This is a genomic window from Thalassotalea sediminis, from assembly GCF_030295915.1.
Lineage (GTDB): Bacteria > Pseudomonadota > Gammaproteobacteria > Enterobacterales > Alteromonadaceae > Thalassotalea_C > Thalassotalea_C sediminis.
On record NZ_AP027361.1, the window covers coordinates 1,676,706 to 1,693,079 of the forward strand.

Here is a 16,374-nt window from a genome sequence, read left to right on the forward strand (position 1 = left end):
CCAGTATATAGTAAAAATAAAGCGCGTTTCAGCGTGTACACAAATAGATGCTTTACTGTAACGCACTTTAGCTGTTGTATTACTTACCAGTTTAAAGCATAAGAACAGCTTGATTATCTGCCAATACTTTTTTGCCAATACCTTTAACGTTGAGTAAGTCTTCTAGCGTTTGAAACTCACCCATTTGCTGTCGATATAAAATAATTGCTTGCGCTTTTTTAACGCCTATACCTTTTAATGTTGATAGTTGCTCAGCGTCAGCCTTATTTAAGGCAATTTTAGTGGTAACAGGTTGAATTGCAGAAGTTTGCTCAGTATCAGTTGATTCATCAGCAAAGGTGTTGAACGACAATAATGTCGCAATAACTACGAGTGTTTTGATTTTCATCATCATATCCTTGATGGTTGTTGTAAATTCCAATCGTGTGCCGTAAGTGCAGCACACGCATTATTTCTAGAAGTGAAAATCAAATTTGTCAAATATTGTTAATTAATTAACGTTAGCGTATGAGTAGTTGGGCGCGCTAACTGCGTGATTCTATGTACTTGTCGTAATCAGGAATAGATTTTTCATAGCTTTCGTTGAACAGAACAGATTCAACCATAAAGTCAGCACTGGCGCGGTTACAGGCGACGGGAATGTTCCATACGGCTGCTAAACGCAAAAGTGCTTTTACGTCTGGGTCATGCGGCTGTGCTTCAAGTGGATCCCAAAAAAATATCATAATATCAACTTTTTGCTCTGTAATGAGTGCCCCAATTTGTTGGTCGCCACCAAGTGGACCGCTGATCAACCGGTTAATTGCCAAGCCTGTTTGTTTAGCAATGTGCAGACCTGTTGTGCCTGTGGCGTACAAGGTATGGTTTGCGAGTTGTTCTTGATATTTAAGGCACCACAGAATAAGTTCTGGCTTCATATTGTCGTGGGCAACTAACGCAATTGACTTTTTTGCTGGTGCGATAATTTTTCTATATTCCATAGCAATCTCGGTAGCGGGAAATGATTGCTTGAGCGTAGCACGTTACCTGAATACTGCGCTAGCACGATTAGTTATAATACATTGAATATCACAGTGTTTATCGATATCTATTTACTTTTAATCGCTGAAAAACGCACTTATGTAATACAATTTATGGCACAGGCTTGTCAGATACATTTGCTACTTTGCTTTACAGGTACGACCTGTTAATCTTTTAACTACCATTTAAAGCAATAAAAACATAAACAATGTCATTACCCACGACTAATAAAGGCTTTAGTTTAAAGCTTAGCGATAATAGCGAATTAATGTCTTCAGAGCGCATAGCGTTGACTGAAAAACCAATGCCAACAATAAAACCAGGGCAAGTGCTTGTTAAAATGCTTGCGAGCCCTGTAAACCCCTCTGATTTAGTACACTTATTGGGTAAGTATGGTTTGGCTGCAGAAGATGGCGCCTATGTTGGTTTTGAAGGTTGTGGTGTCGTTGTTAAGGCTAATGCTGGTCTTTATGGTAAATATTTAGTCGGTAAACGTGTTGCACTTTCTGCACAACCTGGCTGTGATGGTGTATGGGCGCAATATGCGGTTACAAAAGCAAATTATTGTTTGCCTGTAGATAAAAATATTGCCGATGAACAAGCCGCTACCTTGATTGTAAACCCCTGTACGTCTGTTTGTTTAGTTGAACGCGCGATAACATTAGGCGCTAGAGCATTGGTGATTAATGCGGCAGCAAGCCAAGTAGGAAAGGGCGTAATACGTTACGCTAAATCTGTTGGTATTCGAGTTATTGCAACAGTTCGCAGCCAACATAACGTTGATGTATTGACGCAACTAGGTGCAGATGTTGTATTACTTACAACGTCTGATAGTTACCAAAATGACTTAAAAGAAGCGTGTAAAAAACTAAACGCTAGTGTGCTTTTGGATGCTGTAGCAGCTGAGGATACGCCAATGGTTTTAAAGGCAATGCCAAAAGGTAGTACGGCAATTGTTTACGGACGTTTAACGGAAACGCATGATCCCATTGGTGGGTTGTTTTCGGTCTCAGATGTTATTTTTAGAGATATTAAAATCGAAGGTTTTTGGCTTGCAAATTATATTGGTAACGCTTCACCTTTAAAAGTACTGCGGCTGAGTAAGAAAGTTCAAAAATTGTTTTTACAAGGTGTTTTCCATACTGACATATTTAAAGTGACTGATTTTGAGCACTTTGCACCTGCACTAGATCACTACGCTAATCATAAAAGTGACGGTAAAGTAATACTGCGCCCGAATGATTAATGAGTAGGTAGATTAATTTGCAAGTTAACGTTGAAAGTACTGTGTTTATATACACGTCAGACAAAAGTGAGTTTTCTACAAGAAATAGAGAAAAATTCTCGCTTTCTCCAAACGCTGTTTAAAAGTAAAAGTGTTATCTAATTGATTAGTTTGTAATAACAAGGTAGTTTGTTGTTTAGTTTTTAATGAAGTAGAGGGAATGACTTTGTGTAGAAAGCGAGAATTATTCCTTCTAATAAGCTGTTATGTTTTTTCATCGAAGGTGTGCAGGCTTGCGTCAAAATGTAAATTATAAAGCCTTTTTTAGTAGGGTAGTTTTGTTTATTGTATTTTCTTTGCACGCCACTTACTGTATTTATAATGGGCGTGTGATTACGCGGTTAACTCGTGAAGTGTACTTTGAGTCGAACCCTATTTTGTTTTTGGTCTTAATGGGAGTTGAGGTTTTATTCATTATATATCTACTTTATTCTGTTACTTTCAAGTTGCCAAAACATAACAAGCCATTACAGCAACGGGACTGCTAACAGCTTGCTCGGTTCCGCTACGCTTCACATTTTAGCAAGCTATTATCAGCCCCTGAATGGGGCGTTATGTGTTTTTAAGGATGATTTAGTATGAGTCGAAGTATTCACAAAACTATCAAGGGTGTTTTTGGTGGTAAATCTAAATCAACGATCAACGAAATGATTGTAGAAAATGATCCCGAAGTTGAGGCGCTAGGTAAAAAGTATTCTTATAAAAATACTGAACGTGGCAAACGAAAATTAGCAAAGCAAACTGATAGTATTGAGAAAGAGTAACTAAACTTCAGTGTAAACAAACACATAACAAGTCATTCCAAAGGACAAAAAACAGTTGGTTTTTGCTCCTTCGTCGCTAATTTTAACCAACTATTTTTTGCCTCTGAATGAGGCGTTAGGTGAACGGATGCGCAAAGCTTTAATATCATTTCCAATATTGTTTCTATGTCTCTTTTTGAGTATTTACAATTTAGAATATGGTGTTGTAATTGTCACTGAAGGTAACGAACCTTGGTACTCTCCTTATACTTCAGCTGTATTTTTATTCTGCTCAATGTTTTTTTATCCTGTAACCTTACTTGCAAGTAAATTGGGATTAACGTTGTTTGGTGTCACTGCTATAGCGCTCTATTTTTTATACTCTATTGTAATATCAACATTTTTGTATAAGTATTGGCCTAGAAGTAAGTTCACCTAACAAGGCAATTATGTGTGGGACGTCTAAAGCTTGGCTGGCGCTCATTCTTCGCTAATTTTAGCCAAGCTTAGTACGCCCCATATTGCGGCGTTATATACCTATGTAGAAGGAAGCTACTTGCATCAATTTCGAGAAAATATATTACCTGTGACTTTGTTGGTTTTAGCTGTTTTCCCAACAATAATAATTGCTCCCATTGATAGGGTGTATTTAAAAATTACAGGTACGGAGTTTGTTGATATAACCTATGGAATGATTGCCTACTTGGTATTTATGCCAATGAGCCTATTAATAATTTCAGCTAATATTATTTATCGTGTTTACTCTAAAAAAATCCCATTAAAAGATAGTGTTATACATTTAGCATGCTTTATACTAATGTTGTTTTTTACGATCACACGCTTTGTTGGTTACGGGTAATCGGTATATAACAAGCCATTACAGCAACGGGACTGCTAACAGCTTGCTCGGTTCCGCTACGCTTCACATTTTAGCAAGCTATTATCAGCCCCTGAATGGGGCGTTATAAGCCAAAGGAAGTTCGGTGATGAAATCGATAATTGGAAAACTGGATGTGTTAAGCGTGTTTGCAGCGTGGGCACTTTTAATCGTTTTCTTTGTATCTTTGGCTTATGGGAAAATGTTTTCTGAACCTAGCGCAAGTGCTAGTCATTTAGTTTATTTGTTTGGGTCATTCTTTTGCGCAGTTTTAATTCATATAGTTTTGGCATTTTTCAACCGTTGCCCGCATTGCAATAAGTGTTTAACTGTTCAAGGTTTTAAAAAGCCTCATCCTGCATCAAGTGGGAGCTGGGATAAAGTTGTTTGGCGTTGGTTTTCTGGATCAATTGTTTGTATTCATTGCGGGCAAAGAGTGGCAACTAATGGCTTATAACAAGTTGCTCAAGCTCGTTCGTAAACTCACTGGGACAATTAACAGTTGGCTTGGCGCTTCGCGCAAGTATAGCCAACAGTCAATTGCCCCTTAGCAAAGCTACATGGACTCCCCTTTGTCAAGCACAAGCAGTCTATGACAACAAGAAGATCTGACAGCAGCTCTACATTCGGCGTTTATTAGCTATATACGCTATCGCCCTGATGATTTGCGCTTGCGCATGGCCTCATTCGTTAAACAGTATTTAAATACTTCCCGACTAAACAGGCTTTAATGCGCTCGGTCTGACCGTGTTATCGTCAATTGCTAATGCTACGACTCGGTGGGGTTAACCGTTTGGTTTAACCTTTTCTATTTTACATAATCAATCTGATATTCTTTTTCTGAGTGTAATAATGCCCAAATTAATCGGGCATTTTTTGCCGCTAATGCCACGGTGGCACGCTTAAACCCTCGTCGCTCGATAAGGTCTTTTATCCATAAACTGGTTCTGTCAGTTTTGTGCCTGCAGTTAGCAATCACGGCTCGCGCGCCATGAATGAGTGAGGTGCGAATATGTTTTTCGCCACGTTTGGATATTCTTCCTAACTTTACCTGTCCACCTGTAGTGTATTGCTTTGGTACTAAACCAATCCATGCACTAAAGGCACGAGAGGTGTCGAAGTCTTTGGCATCACAGACAGTAGCAACTACCGCGGTTGCGGTCACTTCGCCGACACCAGGAATACTCATTAAGCGTTTAGCGGCATGCATTTGATGGGCTAATTGATACAGTTTTCTGTCATGTTTAAGGATTTGTTCGTTTAACCCTTTTATCTCTTGCCATAAATCATGCAATAGCTCTCTGGCGAGCATAGGTAAGCCGTTCTCTGCATCTTCTAAAATACTGGTGATAGCATGTTGTGCTGGGTATCTACCTTTAGGCATAACAATACCGAACTCAGCGAGTAAGCCTCTAAGGCGATTAATCAGTGCTGTTCTGTCTTTGATAGCCCCTTGGCGAATACGATGTAAACACAATACGGCTTGTTGCTCTTCACTTTTAATACTCACAAACCGTGTTTTAGGACGTGTTACCGCTTCGCATATGGCTTCGGCGTCATTGGCATCATTTTTCTCATTTTGGCGATATGGGATAACAAACTTAGAGGCCATGATACGCACGTCATGACCAAGCTTAGTAAATTCTCTTGCCCAGTAATGAGCGCCAGAGCAAGCTTCCATGCCGATAATACATGGTGGCAATTTAGCAATTTCAGGTAACAGTTTGTTTCGCTTAACAGTTTTACGTAATTTACACTTGTCATGAGCATCCACACCGTGGATACTAAACACAGATTTGGCTAAATCAACGCCAATTGCTTTAATTAGTGACATATGGACTCTCCTCAATTGAAGCTCTTTATCAACTTCACTATGGCACATTGATGCTGAGTGGGGAGTCCATATCATTCGTTATGCAGCTATGAGCAGCCTACAAATTTTGGAATATAAAAATGATAAAGTTAATTGGAGTAGCGCTGCAAGCTTTTGGGATGCGAAGTGCTAAACAAAAAGAAAAAACTCAAAGGGTAATTGATTATATTGATACTTGTCTTGAGCACATGGAAAACATCATGGGCTATAAAAAGGACGTAAATGAGGCAAGTGTAGAGCAGTCAAGAAAGTTTCTTCAGAGCGCATATCATGAAATGGCTTTTCAGTTAAACGGTGTCGCTACTCCTGTTGAATGCGACATAATTAAAAATTCGATTGCAAGTGCTCGAATTTACTTTCATGCAGTTAAAGAAGGTAAAGTGGTCAATGAAGATCTTACAATAGATTATGAATCACGCTATCAACTGTATATTAATCATATTTATGATCAAAAAGAATTCCGACAAAACTCATATGAAACGTTCCTTAGACAGCTTGTCAAAGACAAACGTGAAATTGATAAAAATTATGTCGAAATGGAGTTACAAAAAATAAAGGAAGTCTGCCAAGAAGATGTAGCAAGAATAATGTCATTACGAGAAACACTTAAAACTCGAAAAGCAGCGGCATAACAAGGCCTTAAAGTCGGATTCGTAACAGTTTGCTCGGTTCCACTTCGTCTCACATTTTAGCAAACTGTTATTCACCGCTTAAGGCGGCGTTAGGTGTACTAAAGAATATGCGAACAAAGGATAGTTCAGATAACCAATTTGGTTTTATTATTTGCTTAGTTTCCTTATTGGCTGTGTTGTCAGTTGTATTGTCAGGAAAGGAGCAATGGCTTAAGTATATAGCTCCAATCTTTCTGCTTTGGGGTTTAAATTGTATTTGGGCATACTTCAAAAAGAAAATAATTTATAGTTTGTACTTTCCAATACCTAATGACGCACAAATTGTTTTACGCATTCTAGGTTTAGCTATTGGTATTTTATTTATTATTGTCAGTATTGGTATGTACACCTAACAAGCGCATTAAGTGACGGGACTGCTAACGCTTGGCTCGGTTCCGCTTCGCTTCACAGTTTAGCCAAGCATTATCAGCCCCTTATGCGGGCGTTATATGCCACAAGGAAAAGTATGAAGTCGATTTTCAAAATCATCGGGAATTTATGGGCGTTAGCTTTTATCTCGTTTGTTGCTATTAAATTTTATGATAGTTCTGGAAATGAATTACCTGAATTAGCTATTTTGTATGCTTCAAAATTTGAAGGATTTCTTAGTGCATTTTTAACTTCTTCATGGTTCTTTGTCGTTTTTATTGCAATGTGGTTAGCAATAAGTTTTCATATCTCTAAATCCAGTGGTTGGGCTAAATTAGCAGAAAGATACAGCGCGAATTATCCTCATGAAGACCAGCTAAATTTTAAAACAATAACTGCGGTATTTGATGAACAGGCATTTAGAAATGTTCTAAAGTGTGCAGTAAATAGTAATGGTGTTTATCTTAAAATCACATTTCCTTTTAACTTTGGTTTCAAAAAGTTGTTCATTCCATGGCACGCAATAAGTACCGTAGAACGAGAACAGGATAAACGTACCGAGTCATCTTTAAGTTTGGTCAATAAATTCTTAGATACAATCCCTATAGAAAATCGTTATTTTATTAGGCTAAATATGTATCCAGAGCAAATTATAAAATTAGAAGAAAAAGAATTTAATCTTATAAAAAATGAATTTCCTGCCCATATACTAGGTGGCATATAACAAGCTGTTTAAGTGCGGGACTGCTAACGTTTGGCTCGGTTTCGCTACGCTACACAAGTTTAGCCAAACATTATCAGCCCCTTAACAGGGCGTTATGTTGCAAGGAGGCCGTTTGAAACTAATTTTAGCTATATCATTTCCATTGTTACTTACGTCTACACTTTATTGGTTCTATTTATGTTCAAAGCTATTTGAACACTTAAAGATAAACCATCCTCAAATATATTCTGAAATTGGAGAGCCTTCATTATTCTGGAATAGTACGCCATCAAATAATAATGCATTACTTAAATTTCTATTAAAAAAGGAGTGGCTGAAAGTAGATGATACTTATTTAAATAAAACTTGTTCTATTATGAGGCTATTTTTTATAATCTATTCAATTGTTTTATTTATTGTTTTATTTATTGTTTTTGCGGCATTCTTTGTTGAAGCAACATAACAAGCCATTACAGTAACGGGACTGCTAACAGTTTGCTCGGTTTCGCTTCGCTACATATTTTAGCCAACTATTACTTAGCCGTTTAACGCGGCGTTATATGCACAAGGAGGCATGCAATCATCACCTTATTTTATGTCAGCCTTTTTGTTTCAATAAGTATCGTAAATTTTATCGTTATTCGTAAATTAAAGAAGAATCATCCCAAAGCCCTAGATAAAGGTGGTAATCCATCAGGGTTATGGAATAACGCTACTAATGCATCTTTTACATTTGGTTATATTGGGCTTAGGTTGTATCGTCACGATAAACTAGATAAAAATACGTTACGTTGGTGTAATGGATTAAGCGTTTTGGTTTGGTTTTTATTTGTCATCATAATCAATGAGTTGTACAACGTTATTTATGTGTATTAAAGTGCATATAACAAGCGCATTAAGCATGGGACTGCTAACAGTTTGCTCGGTTCCGCTTCGCTTCACATTTTAGCAAACTATTATCAGCTCCTTATGCGGGCGTTATAAATTTAGGGGACGCGGTGAATAATCCTACACCTTTTGAAATCAGGAAGTTACTAGATGACTGTGGTCGCGCAGGACTTCTGGTGCAGATTCCTAGCTTTCCACCTGAAACTCAAGAACTATGCTTTCAAATTATCGAGCAAGTAGAAAATGATAAATTGGAAGAATTAAAAATCGCATTGCAAAAAGATGCGAATCAAATAGCGTCATCCGCTAATAAAAAGTCAGGTATTTCACTTTGGGTAAGTTCGATTGCTTGTATAGTTAGTGTTTTTTCATTTATCGTAATGTATTGTCGTGGTTAAAATTTATAACAAGGCAATTATGGATGGGACGTCTAAAGCTTGGCTGGCGCTCATTCTTCGCTAATTTTAGCCAAGCTTAATACGCCCCATATTGCGGCGTTAGCTGTATAAGCATGTGAGGTATACCATGGAAGGAATATTAAATGTTTTATTACCATCAATTTTAATAGTTTTAATTATACATTTACTAAAACTGGTGTCGTTATTTCGATTTGTACTATTAATTTTTTTAGCTATATCATCTACATTCTTTGTCGATTTCTTGTATTGTGAAATCCTTAAGTCAAGTTGTTCATCTGATCCATTGGTCGGGTTAGGTTATATAATTCATTCAATTTTAGTGGTGGTTGTTTCATTTGTTCTTGAAATAGCTCGGGCAAATTTGTTAATCCATCTAAAAAGAAAATACAGCTAACAAGCTGTTAAACAAGGACAAAATATAGTTGGCTTTTGCTCAATCGTCGCTTATTCTAGCCAATTATATTTTGCTCATTAACGAGGGCGTTATATTTATTCAGCATCGGTGTTCAAAAAGGAGTTATGTGAATATTTTCTGTAAAGTTATAAATAAAGAGATTAAAGAAGAGATACCAGGTAATTGTGAGCCAAAGAAGATAGAAAACAGTATTTCTGATCAGGACTTACAAAGGTTATACGCTGTAGAGTTTAAAAGTCAGTCTTATTCATCTTTTTATAACACTACGATGGAGAAAGACAAGAGTATTTTGACGCTTTCGGTTGCTGGAATCGGGTTTCTAATAACTTTGTTAAAGCTATCTGACAGCCTTGGCTATTACGATATGGCGTTTTTTTCAATCGCTACGGTGGGCTTTCTAATTTCAATATTCTGCATTGTTACCTTATTTGGCAAAAATGCTGATTTTATAGTGGACTTGGCGCAAGAAAAAGATGTAACTATAAAACAGCATGTTTTAAAACAATTGGATACATGGGCTATAAGAACTTTCTATATAGCAATTATAATGTCGGTATGCTTAGGCGTTTCGACTTCCTCTACACTTTTTTTTAAAGGCGACAAAGAAATGACAAAAGAAACCGATATAAGCAAAACTATTGAAACACAGGGTACTCCTGCTAATGAAAGTTTTACCCAAGCTGTCGATTTAACAAAAAGCTATCAACAAGCTACTAGCTTTCAAGATAGTTTTCAGGGAGCTGCTAACTTACAGTCAAATACTAATGCTCAAACAACTGCACAAAGTAACAATTCTGGTGCGGCTGCAATGATGCCAAATACAAACAGTGACAAAGAATAAATATAACAAGGCGCTTAAGTCGGAAAAATTATTGTTGGCCATCGCTTCGCGATTATAGCCAACCATAATTTTCCGCTTAGCTTAGCGTTATAAACTTCTATGAAAATTCATTTGGCTACATTTCAAATTCTTGGTGTATGTGACAATGCTGGGTTTGTGTATAAATCTTTTCATGAAGCAGTGATGGGGATTTTGCCTTTTGCAGAAACTGCATTAGACCATATCTATGAGTATGCAACCGCAAATGACTGGTTTGATTTAGATGGCAACTCAATAGAAGCATTTGAATTACTCTCTGTAAAAAGTGATTTAGAGTTAGCTCATAGATATCGACAATTAGATGACTTGATGAAAGTTAATGGGGTTGGCTTCATACAGTTATTTGAATATGAAAATGTATTTGAATTAATTAAAGACCAAAACATTGAACAATGGTGCAGTGAAAAATTAAAATGTGAAATTTTGGAGTTAAAGAAGTCAGAAGGTCGCTTTCTCTATAACCTCGAGCAGGAGTGGTAAAGTTTATAACAAGGCAATTATGTATGGTGCGTTATTCACCTAGAATTTAGGGCAATTTATCCCGCGAGGTATAAGACAACAAAGTGGTGAGTCGATAATGAAGTATTTAAAAACGCCGGAGTTTCTTTTCGAAGTGTTCGGGGAAAAACAATCACTACTGGAAGTTGGTTGCACGTTAATCTTTGCTTTAGCTGGTACTTGGGTTGTTTACTTAGTTGCTGGCGTAGAGCTAGACAACTGGAAATCAATTTTAGCTTTTCTAGTCATTGCCGATGTACTGGCAGGTTGCATTGCTAACTTCAGCTACGGAACAAATGAATACTATTCGAAGCGGCCAAAAAAACGCCTTATATTCATTGCTATCCATGTGCATATTTTAGCTATTGCTTGGCTGCTATCTGAGCCGCTTGATAGTGCAATGATTATCTGGGGTTACACTATGGTATCAGCATTTGTAGTTAATGCTCTGAAAGGGAAGCGGGTTCAATGCTTTATTGCTGCGAATTTAATGTGCTATGGCATACTGTTGTTAATCTATCTGCCACTTTCAAATTGGTTTCTGATGGTTAGTGTGTTCTTTTTAATTAAGGTGCTATTTAGTTTTTCTGTCGATCACTTTGGTAAGCAGGTGGAAAGGTAGGAGTGCCGTGAATATAACAAAGCGTTTAAGGTTGATTCCAAACGCTTGCCGGTTCCGCTTTTCACTTTTTAGCAAACATTACTTAGCCGTTTATTGCGGCGTTTATACACCTAAACTGGCTGGTGTCGGGCAACTGTCAGGTTAATGTCGTAACTGACAGTCATAATTTTAATCAAAAATCCTGAGCTGAGAGTACAGGAGTAATTTAATGATACTTAAACAACTAAGAATAAGTCGCCATTTATCACAAGAACAATTAGCTCAAATGTCAGGGCTTAATGTCAGAACCATTCAAAGAATAGAAAGTGGTGCAAACGCTAGTTTGGAGTCTCAAAAATGCCTCGCAGCTGCTCTCGATGTATCAATTGAAACATTACATCAGGAGACTATTATGTTCGATAAAAACTCAGAAAACTGGAACAGTTTGCCGCTGTTTATGAAAATTTGGTTTGCATTTAACTTTTTACAGTTACGTCCTAAACGCTATACAGCGAAACGTTCAGAAGTAATTTGCCATATCTTTGGCTTTTTCTTTTGTTTGCTAGGTTTGGTTGATGAAGCTGCATTAGTTGGAGGGCTTCTTTTGTTACTTACAGCATATTTGTTCACCTTTCTTAAATGGCAAGGAGATAAGTATGGTATATGGTACGAAGAATTAATTGATTAGAGCGTGTTGATCTTTCATGTTTACTTTTGCCGCAAATTGTTTGGTATTTATACAAGGCAGCGCTTACGCCGTGTGGTTATTCTACTCCAGTAAAGCGTTAACACAGTATAAATGCCAAACAGATGCAGCCCGAAGGGTTCACCTAAACGCCTCCTGCTCTTTGTTACTTGAACTAACCATAGCATGACTATGCAATAATCCAAGTGCCGCGATCAGAAGACGTTTAATTTGAACAAAATTCAAACAGCAAAGATCAACACGCTCTAGTATAAATTAGTAGGTATCAAGGCAATTATGAGCGGACGCATAACTTTTGGCTCGGCTCCGCTTCACATTTTAGCAAGCTACTATCAGTCCCTGAATTGGGAGCTGTATTTTTCGATAGCATTATAAGTTGGTATTAAATGAAAATTGTTATTTTAGCTAATAAAGATATCGCAAGTAACTACGCTCTTAATATGTTACTTCCAGAGCTTAATAATCATGAGCTTTGTGTGTTTCTATCCTCAAAAGTTGGAGGTAGTAGCAAAAAGAATCACTTAAATACTCTGACGTTTTTTGAACAAAGCTTATTTAATCAATTAATTTCACCATTGATTGACAAAGTTAATAACAAGTCTGCATATAAAAGTTTTGAACAACTAAATAGTCATTTGTCGCAACCAATGGAGGAGTTGAATTTAATTAACTCTTCTGAAGGAGTAGAAAAAGTTAGAAAATTTCAACCTGACCTAATCATATCGATTCGCTACGGTAATATTCTAAAAGATGATGTATTAAGAATTCCTCACTTTGGAGTATTGAACTTACATTCTGGTTTGTTACCAGACTATAGGGGGGTAATGGCAACATTTTGGGCAATGTTAAATTATGAGAACGAAATTGGTACAACTTTACATTATATAGATGATAATAGTATTGATACTGGGCGAATTGTTTCTAGTTCAAAGTTTCAAGTTAATAAGGAAAAGTCATACATCTGGCACGTGTTACAACTGTATATTGCAGGTGTGAAACTAATTACAAATGCTATTTCCCGCATTGAAAATAATGAACAGTTAGAAACTCACTCTCAACCTAATTCAGGTCAGTATTTCTCATTTCCAGATGTAAATGATTTACTTGAATTTAGTAAAAAAGGGTTTTGTCTATTTAATGAAAACGAAATAATAGACTTCATTCGTGCCAATTATTACTAGAATATAACAAGCCAATCAAGCCGGAAAATTTACAGTGGGCTGTTATTTGTTCTTCAAATTTTAGCTAGTAAGAATAATTCAATCTAAAAAGTTAACTTACTTAGGTTATAACGAATATACATGGAGTATTAAATGTTCAATATAATGTTGTTTTTCGTCTCAATTCTTATCAGTTTTTCTGTCTTTGCAGTAGGTGAAAAATCTACAGAAAGTATCGGTGATATTGAAGGGATTCTGAACGATGAAAAAATATGGGCAGCTCACGAGCTTGTTGCTGAGCAGACTTACCAGTTTAAAATCGGTCAACCACTTAGTTTAGGCGTTTTCGATGCTAAGCGTCCCTTGCCTCTAAAGTTGAGTGTTACTGATAAGGACGTAGCGGGAATATCATACTGTACGACCTATTTTCTTGATAAGGATTTTTCACTCAAGGAGGCAAGGGCTTTTTTTGAACAGTTCGCTGGCTCGAAGCTGAAATTATTAAATGTTCAGCAAGTCAAAATTATGGGTGGTGGTGGCCCTATCAGATGGTGCAAGTTTACCGATTATAACGTATTGGTGAATAAACAGGAGAGAGAACTGGCAAAGCAGAATAAAGCAACTGCAGATAATGCTTATCAATTTGAAGGCACAATAAAAGTCTTAGTGGCTCGTTTGTATCCCTCACGCATAATTATGTCAAAGCTAAACGCGGGGGATATAACACAAGAGAATCTGTTTGAACGCTGCGACAAGACTCTAATTATTGCCTCACCTCTTACTAAGTCACAAGTTAGAGCGATTGATTATAGGCATAAAGAGGCGACCGTTAATCTAAAAATAGAGGGTAGAAACTGTGTTGCTAACAGTGTGGTATTTGACGCTAAATAATTGAAAACCAGTAGGGGCAATTTTTGCTCATGTAGTTTCGGAAGGACGAAAAATAACATCCTAAAGATTCATGCAGTGGTATTAGGGCTTCTTACTGCTACACGCTAATTTTAATTCATTAACATTGTTCTTATTTAGGAATGTGTTTTATAGGCATATTGAGAGTATTTAAATGTGAATCAATTAATTGAGAAATCTATCGCTTGTCCATACTGTGGAGAAACTATCGACATTCTAATTGAACCATTCGATTTGGATCAACAATACATTGAAGATTGCCAAGTATGTTGTAAACCTATTAATTTCCTGATTTCTGAAGATGTTGATGGCGAACTTTTAATTAATGTTTATAGTGATGATGAGGCGTTTTAATCATAACAAACAAGTTATTAAACTAAGATAAGAATCAGTTTTTATTTTAACTTTTTGTTTTAGTGTTTAACTTGAACGTTATAGCGCTTTAAGTATCGATTGTCGTTTAATTTGTTAAATTAAGAAGATATATGAATAAACCGAGTCAACAAGTATGGATAAAATTTATATTATTATTATTCATTTTATTATCGTACTTTGCCTACCTAACTTACCAATATGACTTTATAACGGGAGGGGTCGCATCTCTAATAACGTGGAGCTTTTTTGTACTTTGTACTCCTATTGCTGATGCTGGCTTTTTATTAGACTTTCCTCTGCGCGTATTATTTGGCATTCGTATGGTGCTGTCAGAAGTCGTTGTATGGCTTATTGCGATTATAATTAATTTAATCTCATTGGTATATTTCGCTGAGCTTTATGAAACAACATACCTGACACAAACAATGAAAATAATACTCACTACACCTGTTCCATATTGGTTAGTTATTTTATTGTCTGGCATAGGTACTTTTCTTTCGATTCGCTTTGGTGATGAGCTAATGGATGTGTTACATCATAAAGATCGAGTATTTTATTTTCGCCATCAATTTAAACATGAATTGATCTTATTTGTTTTTTTTCTGCTTGTACTATTTGGCTATTACGAGATTATATCGACACTAGGTATCAACTTTGAGTAATAATACTGCTTACTTTTATAAGCAGTAAGTTGAAACTGGCCACTAACAATATTTAAAGGATTACATTGAAAATTTAGTATTGCTTATTAGGGCTCTGGCAGGTGAGTATCTCTTTATTTTTGAGCGTTCTCTTTTTGGTTTGGTCGTCTTGAAGTTAAGCCTATGGTTAAACTTTGGGGAGAAGGTTTAATAAGTAGCAAGTCAATTATGTGTGGGAAGTCTATAGCTTGGCTGACGCTCATTCTTCGCTAATTTTAGCCAAGCTTTATCCGCCCATTGTGCGGGCGTTAACCACCTAGGTAATTCTAGTGCATTTATAGAAAATTCGCTCTTAAGGTAGCGCTTGCGTTTCACATTCTTCGATGTAATATAAATCATGAGGCAACAGCCTCACTAATAACACACGGAAATTATATGGAGATTTAATATGAAAATTAAAACAAAAGTCGTTTTATTTTGTAGTGTTTTACTGGCGTCTTTCGCTAGCTATGCAGTTTGGAAAAATGCATTTACAGTTGTTTATTACAGTGATTCATCAATGAGTCAAGTTGTTGGGTATACAATGTATTATTGTCAATCAACAACCCCTCAGCATACTGGCGGAACATCTCAATATAGCGCAACTTTAGATGGAGGTTCTTGCTCAGGTAATGCTATTCCACCTAGACCATAGACCACTGTCACTGCAAATAAAGAGTGAAGCAAATGGTTAACAATAAACTATAGTCGTTTGCTTTGCTCACTGGGACAAAAACATGGGGCCGCTTCGTGATTATGAACCCATATTTTGCTCCTAAGATAAGCGTTAGGTACTTAAGGGGGGCCCTTGCCTGTTACACCAACTGATATGTATAGAAGCTATACGGAAAGTGCAGGTAAACTGTGCCGACAACTTGCTATTATTAGCGTTGCTTTAATTTGGTTATTTCATAACCAATCTATCGACAGTGAAAACCCGCTTTTGACTAACTTAAACTGTTTATTAAAATTTTCTTTTGGTTTTACTTTTTTGAGTCTATTTTTTGATGTGTTACAAGAGGCTATTGGTTCTTTGCTTTGGTATAAAGAATTCAAGAAAACAGACAATGATGACGCAACTAAGTGTTCTAGACCGATATATTTTGCTAATGGTTGTATAATATTGAAGTTAATTTGTATGTTCACCTCATACGTTTTATTAGGTATATTTTTTCTTAAAACACCAATGTTTTAAACGTACCTAACATGAGGATCAATGGTAATACCTATTGTTTGTCATTTTTAGTTGCAAACAGCGTATTACAATTGCCAAACCCTGCTCACACATTATTTAGGCGTTAG

General features: G+C 36.6%; 21 protein-coding genes. 18 read left to right on the forward strand and 3 right to left on the reverse strand.

Annotated features, from left to right (window positions below):
* Positions 1–91: 91 nt before the first annotated feature.
* Both QUE09_RS07580 and QUE09_RS07585 read right to left on the reverse strand, forming a co-directional pair.
* Positions 92–421, reverse strand: a complete 330-nt coding sequence (locus QUE09_RS07580; RefSeq protein ID WP_286235586.1) for a ComEA family DNA-binding protein — start codon at positions 419–421, stop codon at positions 92–94.
* A gap of 103 nt (positions 422–524) precedes the next feature.
* The gene (locus QUE09_RS07585) at positions 525–980 is read right to left on the reverse strand and encodes a methylglyoxal synthase (protein ID WP_286235587.1); all 456 of its coding nucleotides are present in this window, start codon (positions 978–980) and stop codon (positions 525–527) included.
* 248 nt (positions 981–1,228) lie between these two features.
* On the opposite strand from QUE09_RS07585, the gene QUE09_RS07590 reads away from it, so the two are divergent.
* From QUE09_RS07590 to QUE09_RS07605, 4 genes are all read left to right on the forward strand, one after another.
* Positions 1,229–2,266: a zinc-binding dehydrogenase gene (locus tag QUE09_RS07590; protein WP_286235588.1), complete on the forward strand. Its 1,038-nt coding sequence runs from the start codon at positions 1,229–1,231 to the stop codon at positions 2,264–2,266.
* Between the two features lie 617 nt (positions 2,267–2,883).
* On the forward strand, positions 2,884–3,069 hold the full coding sequence (locus QUE09_RS07595) for a hypothetical protein (protein ID WP_286235589.1): 186 nt from the start codon (positions 2,884–2,886) through the stop codon (positions 3,067–3,069).
* 535 nt (positions 3,070–3,604) lie between these two features.
* Positions 3,605–3,907 (forward strand): hypothetical protein, encoded by a 303-nt coding sequence (locus QUE09_RS07600; protein WP_286235590.1) that lies wholly within the window; start codon positions 3,605–3,607, stop codon positions 3,905–3,907.
* A gap of 127 nt (positions 3,908–4,034) precedes the next feature.
* Positions 4,035–4,382, forward strand: a complete 348-nt coding sequence (locus tag QUE09_RS07605; RefSeq protein WP_286235591.1) for a hypothetical protein — start codon at positions 4,035–4,037, stop codon at positions 4,380–4,382.
* A gap of 351 nt (positions 4,383–4,733) precedes the next feature.
* On the opposite strand, the gene QUE09_RS07610 is transcribed toward QUE09_RS07605, so the two are convergent.
* Positions 4,734–5,759: an IS110 family RNA-guided transposase gene (locus tag QUE09_RS07610; RefSeq protein WP_286235592.1), complete on the reverse strand. Its 1,026-nt coding sequence runs from the start codon at positions 5,757–5,759 to the stop codon at positions 4,734–4,736.
* Positions 5,760–5,878: 119 nt separating this feature from the next.
* On the opposite strand from QUE09_RS07610, the gene QUE09_RS07615 reads away from it, so the two are divergent.
* From QUE09_RS07615 to QUE09_RS07680, 14 genes are all read left to right on the forward strand, one after another.
* Positions 5,879–6,430: a hypothetical protein gene (locus QUE09_RS07615; protein WP_286235593.1), complete on the forward strand. Its 552-nt coding sequence runs from the start codon at positions 5,879–5,881 to the stop codon at positions 6,428–6,430.
* Positions 6,431–6,537: 107 nt separating this feature from the next.
* Positions 6,538–6,822 carry a hypothetical protein gene (locus QUE09_RS07620; RefSeq protein WP_286235594.1) on the forward strand — a complete coding sequence of 95 codons (285 nt, stop codon included), beginning with the start codon at positions 6,538–6,540 and terminating at the stop codon, positions 6,820–6,822.
* Positions 6,823–6,935: 113 nt separating this feature from the next.
* Positions 6,936–7,562: a hypothetical protein gene (locus QUE09_RS07625; RefSeq protein ID WP_286235595.1), complete on the forward strand. Its 627-nt coding sequence runs from the start codon at positions 6,936–6,938 to the stop codon at positions 7,560–7,562.
* A 977-nt stretch (positions 7,563–8,539) separates the two neighbouring features.
* Positions 8,540–8,827 (forward strand): hypothetical protein, encoded by a 288-nt coding sequence (locus QUE09_RS07630; protein ID WP_286235596.1) that lies wholly within the window; start codon positions 8,540–8,542, stop codon positions 8,825–8,827.
* A gap of 542 nt (positions 8,828–9,369) precedes the next feature.
* Complete coding sequence (locus QUE09_RS07635; RefSeq protein ID WP_286235597.1) at positions 9,370–10,104, forward strand: hypothetical protein; 735 nt, start codon at positions 9,370–9,372, stop codon at positions 10,102–10,104.
* A 111-nt stretch (positions 10,105–10,215) separates the two neighbouring features.
* The gene (locus QUE09_RS07640) at positions 10,216–10,623 is read left to right on the forward strand and encodes a hypothetical protein (protein WP_286235598.1); all 408 of its coding nucleotides are present in this window, start codon (positions 10,216–10,218) and stop codon (positions 10,621–10,623) included.
* A 97-nt stretch (positions 10,624–10,720) separates the two neighbouring features.
* On the forward strand, positions 10,721–11,263 hold the full coding sequence (locus QUE09_RS07645) for a hypothetical protein (RefSeq protein WP_286235599.1): 543 nt from the start codon (positions 10,721–10,723) through the stop codon (positions 11,261–11,263).
* Positions 11,264–11,471: 208 nt separating this feature from the next.
* Positions 11,472–11,930, forward strand: a complete 459-nt coding sequence (locus QUE09_RS07650) for a helix-turn-helix domain-containing protein (RefSeq protein ID WP_286235600.1) — start codon at positions 11,472–11,474, stop codon at positions 11,928–11,930.
* Between the two features lie 404 nt (positions 11,931–12,334).
* Positions 12,335–13,129 (forward strand): formyl transferase, encoded by a 795-nt coding sequence (locus tag QUE09_RS07655; protein ID WP_286235601.1) that lies wholly within the window; start codon positions 12,335–12,337, stop codon positions 13,127–13,129.
* Positions 13,130–13,261: 132 nt separating this feature from the next.
* Entirely contained in the window at positions 13,262–13,999 is a 738-nt protein-coding gene (locus tag QUE09_RS07660; protein ID WP_286235602.1) for a hypothetical protein, read from the forward strand.
* Between the two features lie 174 nt (positions 14,000–14,173).
* Positions 14,174–14,371, forward strand: a complete 198-nt coding sequence (locus QUE09_RS07665; RefSeq protein WP_286235603.1) for a CPXCG motif-containing cysteine-rich protein — start codon at positions 14,174–14,176, stop codon at positions 14,369–14,371.
* A 131-nt stretch (positions 14,372–14,502) separates the two neighbouring features.
* On the forward strand, positions 14,503–15,054 hold the full coding sequence (locus tag QUE09_RS07670) for a hypothetical protein (RefSeq protein WP_286235605.1): 552 nt from the start codon (positions 14,503–14,505) through the stop codon (positions 15,052–15,054).
* 427 nt (positions 15,055–15,481) lie between these two features.
* Positions 15,482–15,727 (forward strand): hypothetical protein, encoded by a 246-nt coding sequence (locus QUE09_RS07675; protein ID WP_286235606.1) that lies wholly within the window; start codon positions 15,482–15,484, stop codon positions 15,725–15,727.
* Positions 15,728–15,880: 153 nt separating this feature from the next.
* Positions 15,881–16,267 (forward strand): hypothetical protein, encoded by a 387-nt coding sequence (locus QUE09_RS07680; protein WP_286235607.1) that lies wholly within the window; start codon positions 15,881–15,883, stop codon positions 16,265–16,267.
* Positions 16,268–16,374 lie beyond the last annotated feature (107 nt).

Bases quoted from the DNA above. Each gene is read 5' to 3' on its own strand.
- QUE09_RS07595 (WP_286235589.1), top strand. From the start codon at position 2,884: ATGAGTCGAAGTATTCACAAAACTATCAAGGGTGTTTTTGGTGGTAAA.
- QUE09_RS07590 (WP_286235588.1), top strand. From the start codon at position 1,229: ATGTCATTACCCACGACTAATAAAGGCTTTAGTTTAAAGCTTAGCGAT.
- QUE09_RS07670 (WP_286235605.1), top strand. From the start codon at position 14,503: ATGAATAAACCGAGTCAACAAGTATGGATAAAATTTATATTATTATTA.
- QUE09_RS07675 (WP_286235606.1), top strand. From the start codon at position 15,482: ATGAAAATTAAAACAAAAGTCGTTTTATTTTGTAGTGTTTTACTGGCG.
- QUE09_RS07645 (WP_286235599.1), top strand. From the start codon at position 10,721: ATGAAGTATTTAAAAACGCCGGAGTTTCTTTTCGAAGTGTTCGGGGAA.
- QUE09_RS07625 (WP_286235595.1), top strand. From the start codon at position 6,936: ATGAAGTCGATTTTCAAAATCATCGGGAATTTATGGGCGTTAGCTTTT.
- QUE09_RS07660 (WP_286235602.1), top strand. From the start codon at position 13,262: ATGTTCAATATAATGTTGTTTTTCGTCTCAATTCTTATCAGTTTTTCT.
- QUE09_RS07655 (WP_286235601.1), top strand. From the start codon at position 12,335: ATGAAAATTGTTATTTTAGCTAATAAAGATATCGCAAGTAACTACGCT.
- QUE09_RS07605 (WP_286235591.1), top strand. From the start codon at position 4,035: ATGAAATCGATAATTGGAAAACTGGATGTGTTAAGCGTGTTTGCAGCG.
- QUE09_RS07650 (WP_286235600.1), top strand. From the start codon at position 11,472: ATGATACTTAAACAACTAAGAATAAGTCGCCATTTATCACAAGAACAA.
- QUE09_RS07620 (WP_286235594.1), top strand. From the start codon at position 6,538: ATGCGAACAAAGGATAGTTCAGATAACCAATTTGGTTTTATTATTTGC.
- QUE09_RS07615 (WP_286235593.1), top strand. From the start codon at position 5,879: ATGATAAAGTTAATTGGAGTAGCGCTGCAAGCTTTTGGGATGCGAAGT.
- QUE09_RS07610 (WP_286235592.1), bottom strand. From the start codon at position 5,759: ATGTCACTAATTAAAGCAATTGGCGTTGATTTAGCCAAATCTGTGTTT.
- QUE09_RS07585 (WP_286235587.1), bottom strand. From the start codon at position 980: ATGGAATATAGAAAAATTATCGCACCAGCAAAAAAGTCAATTGCGTTA.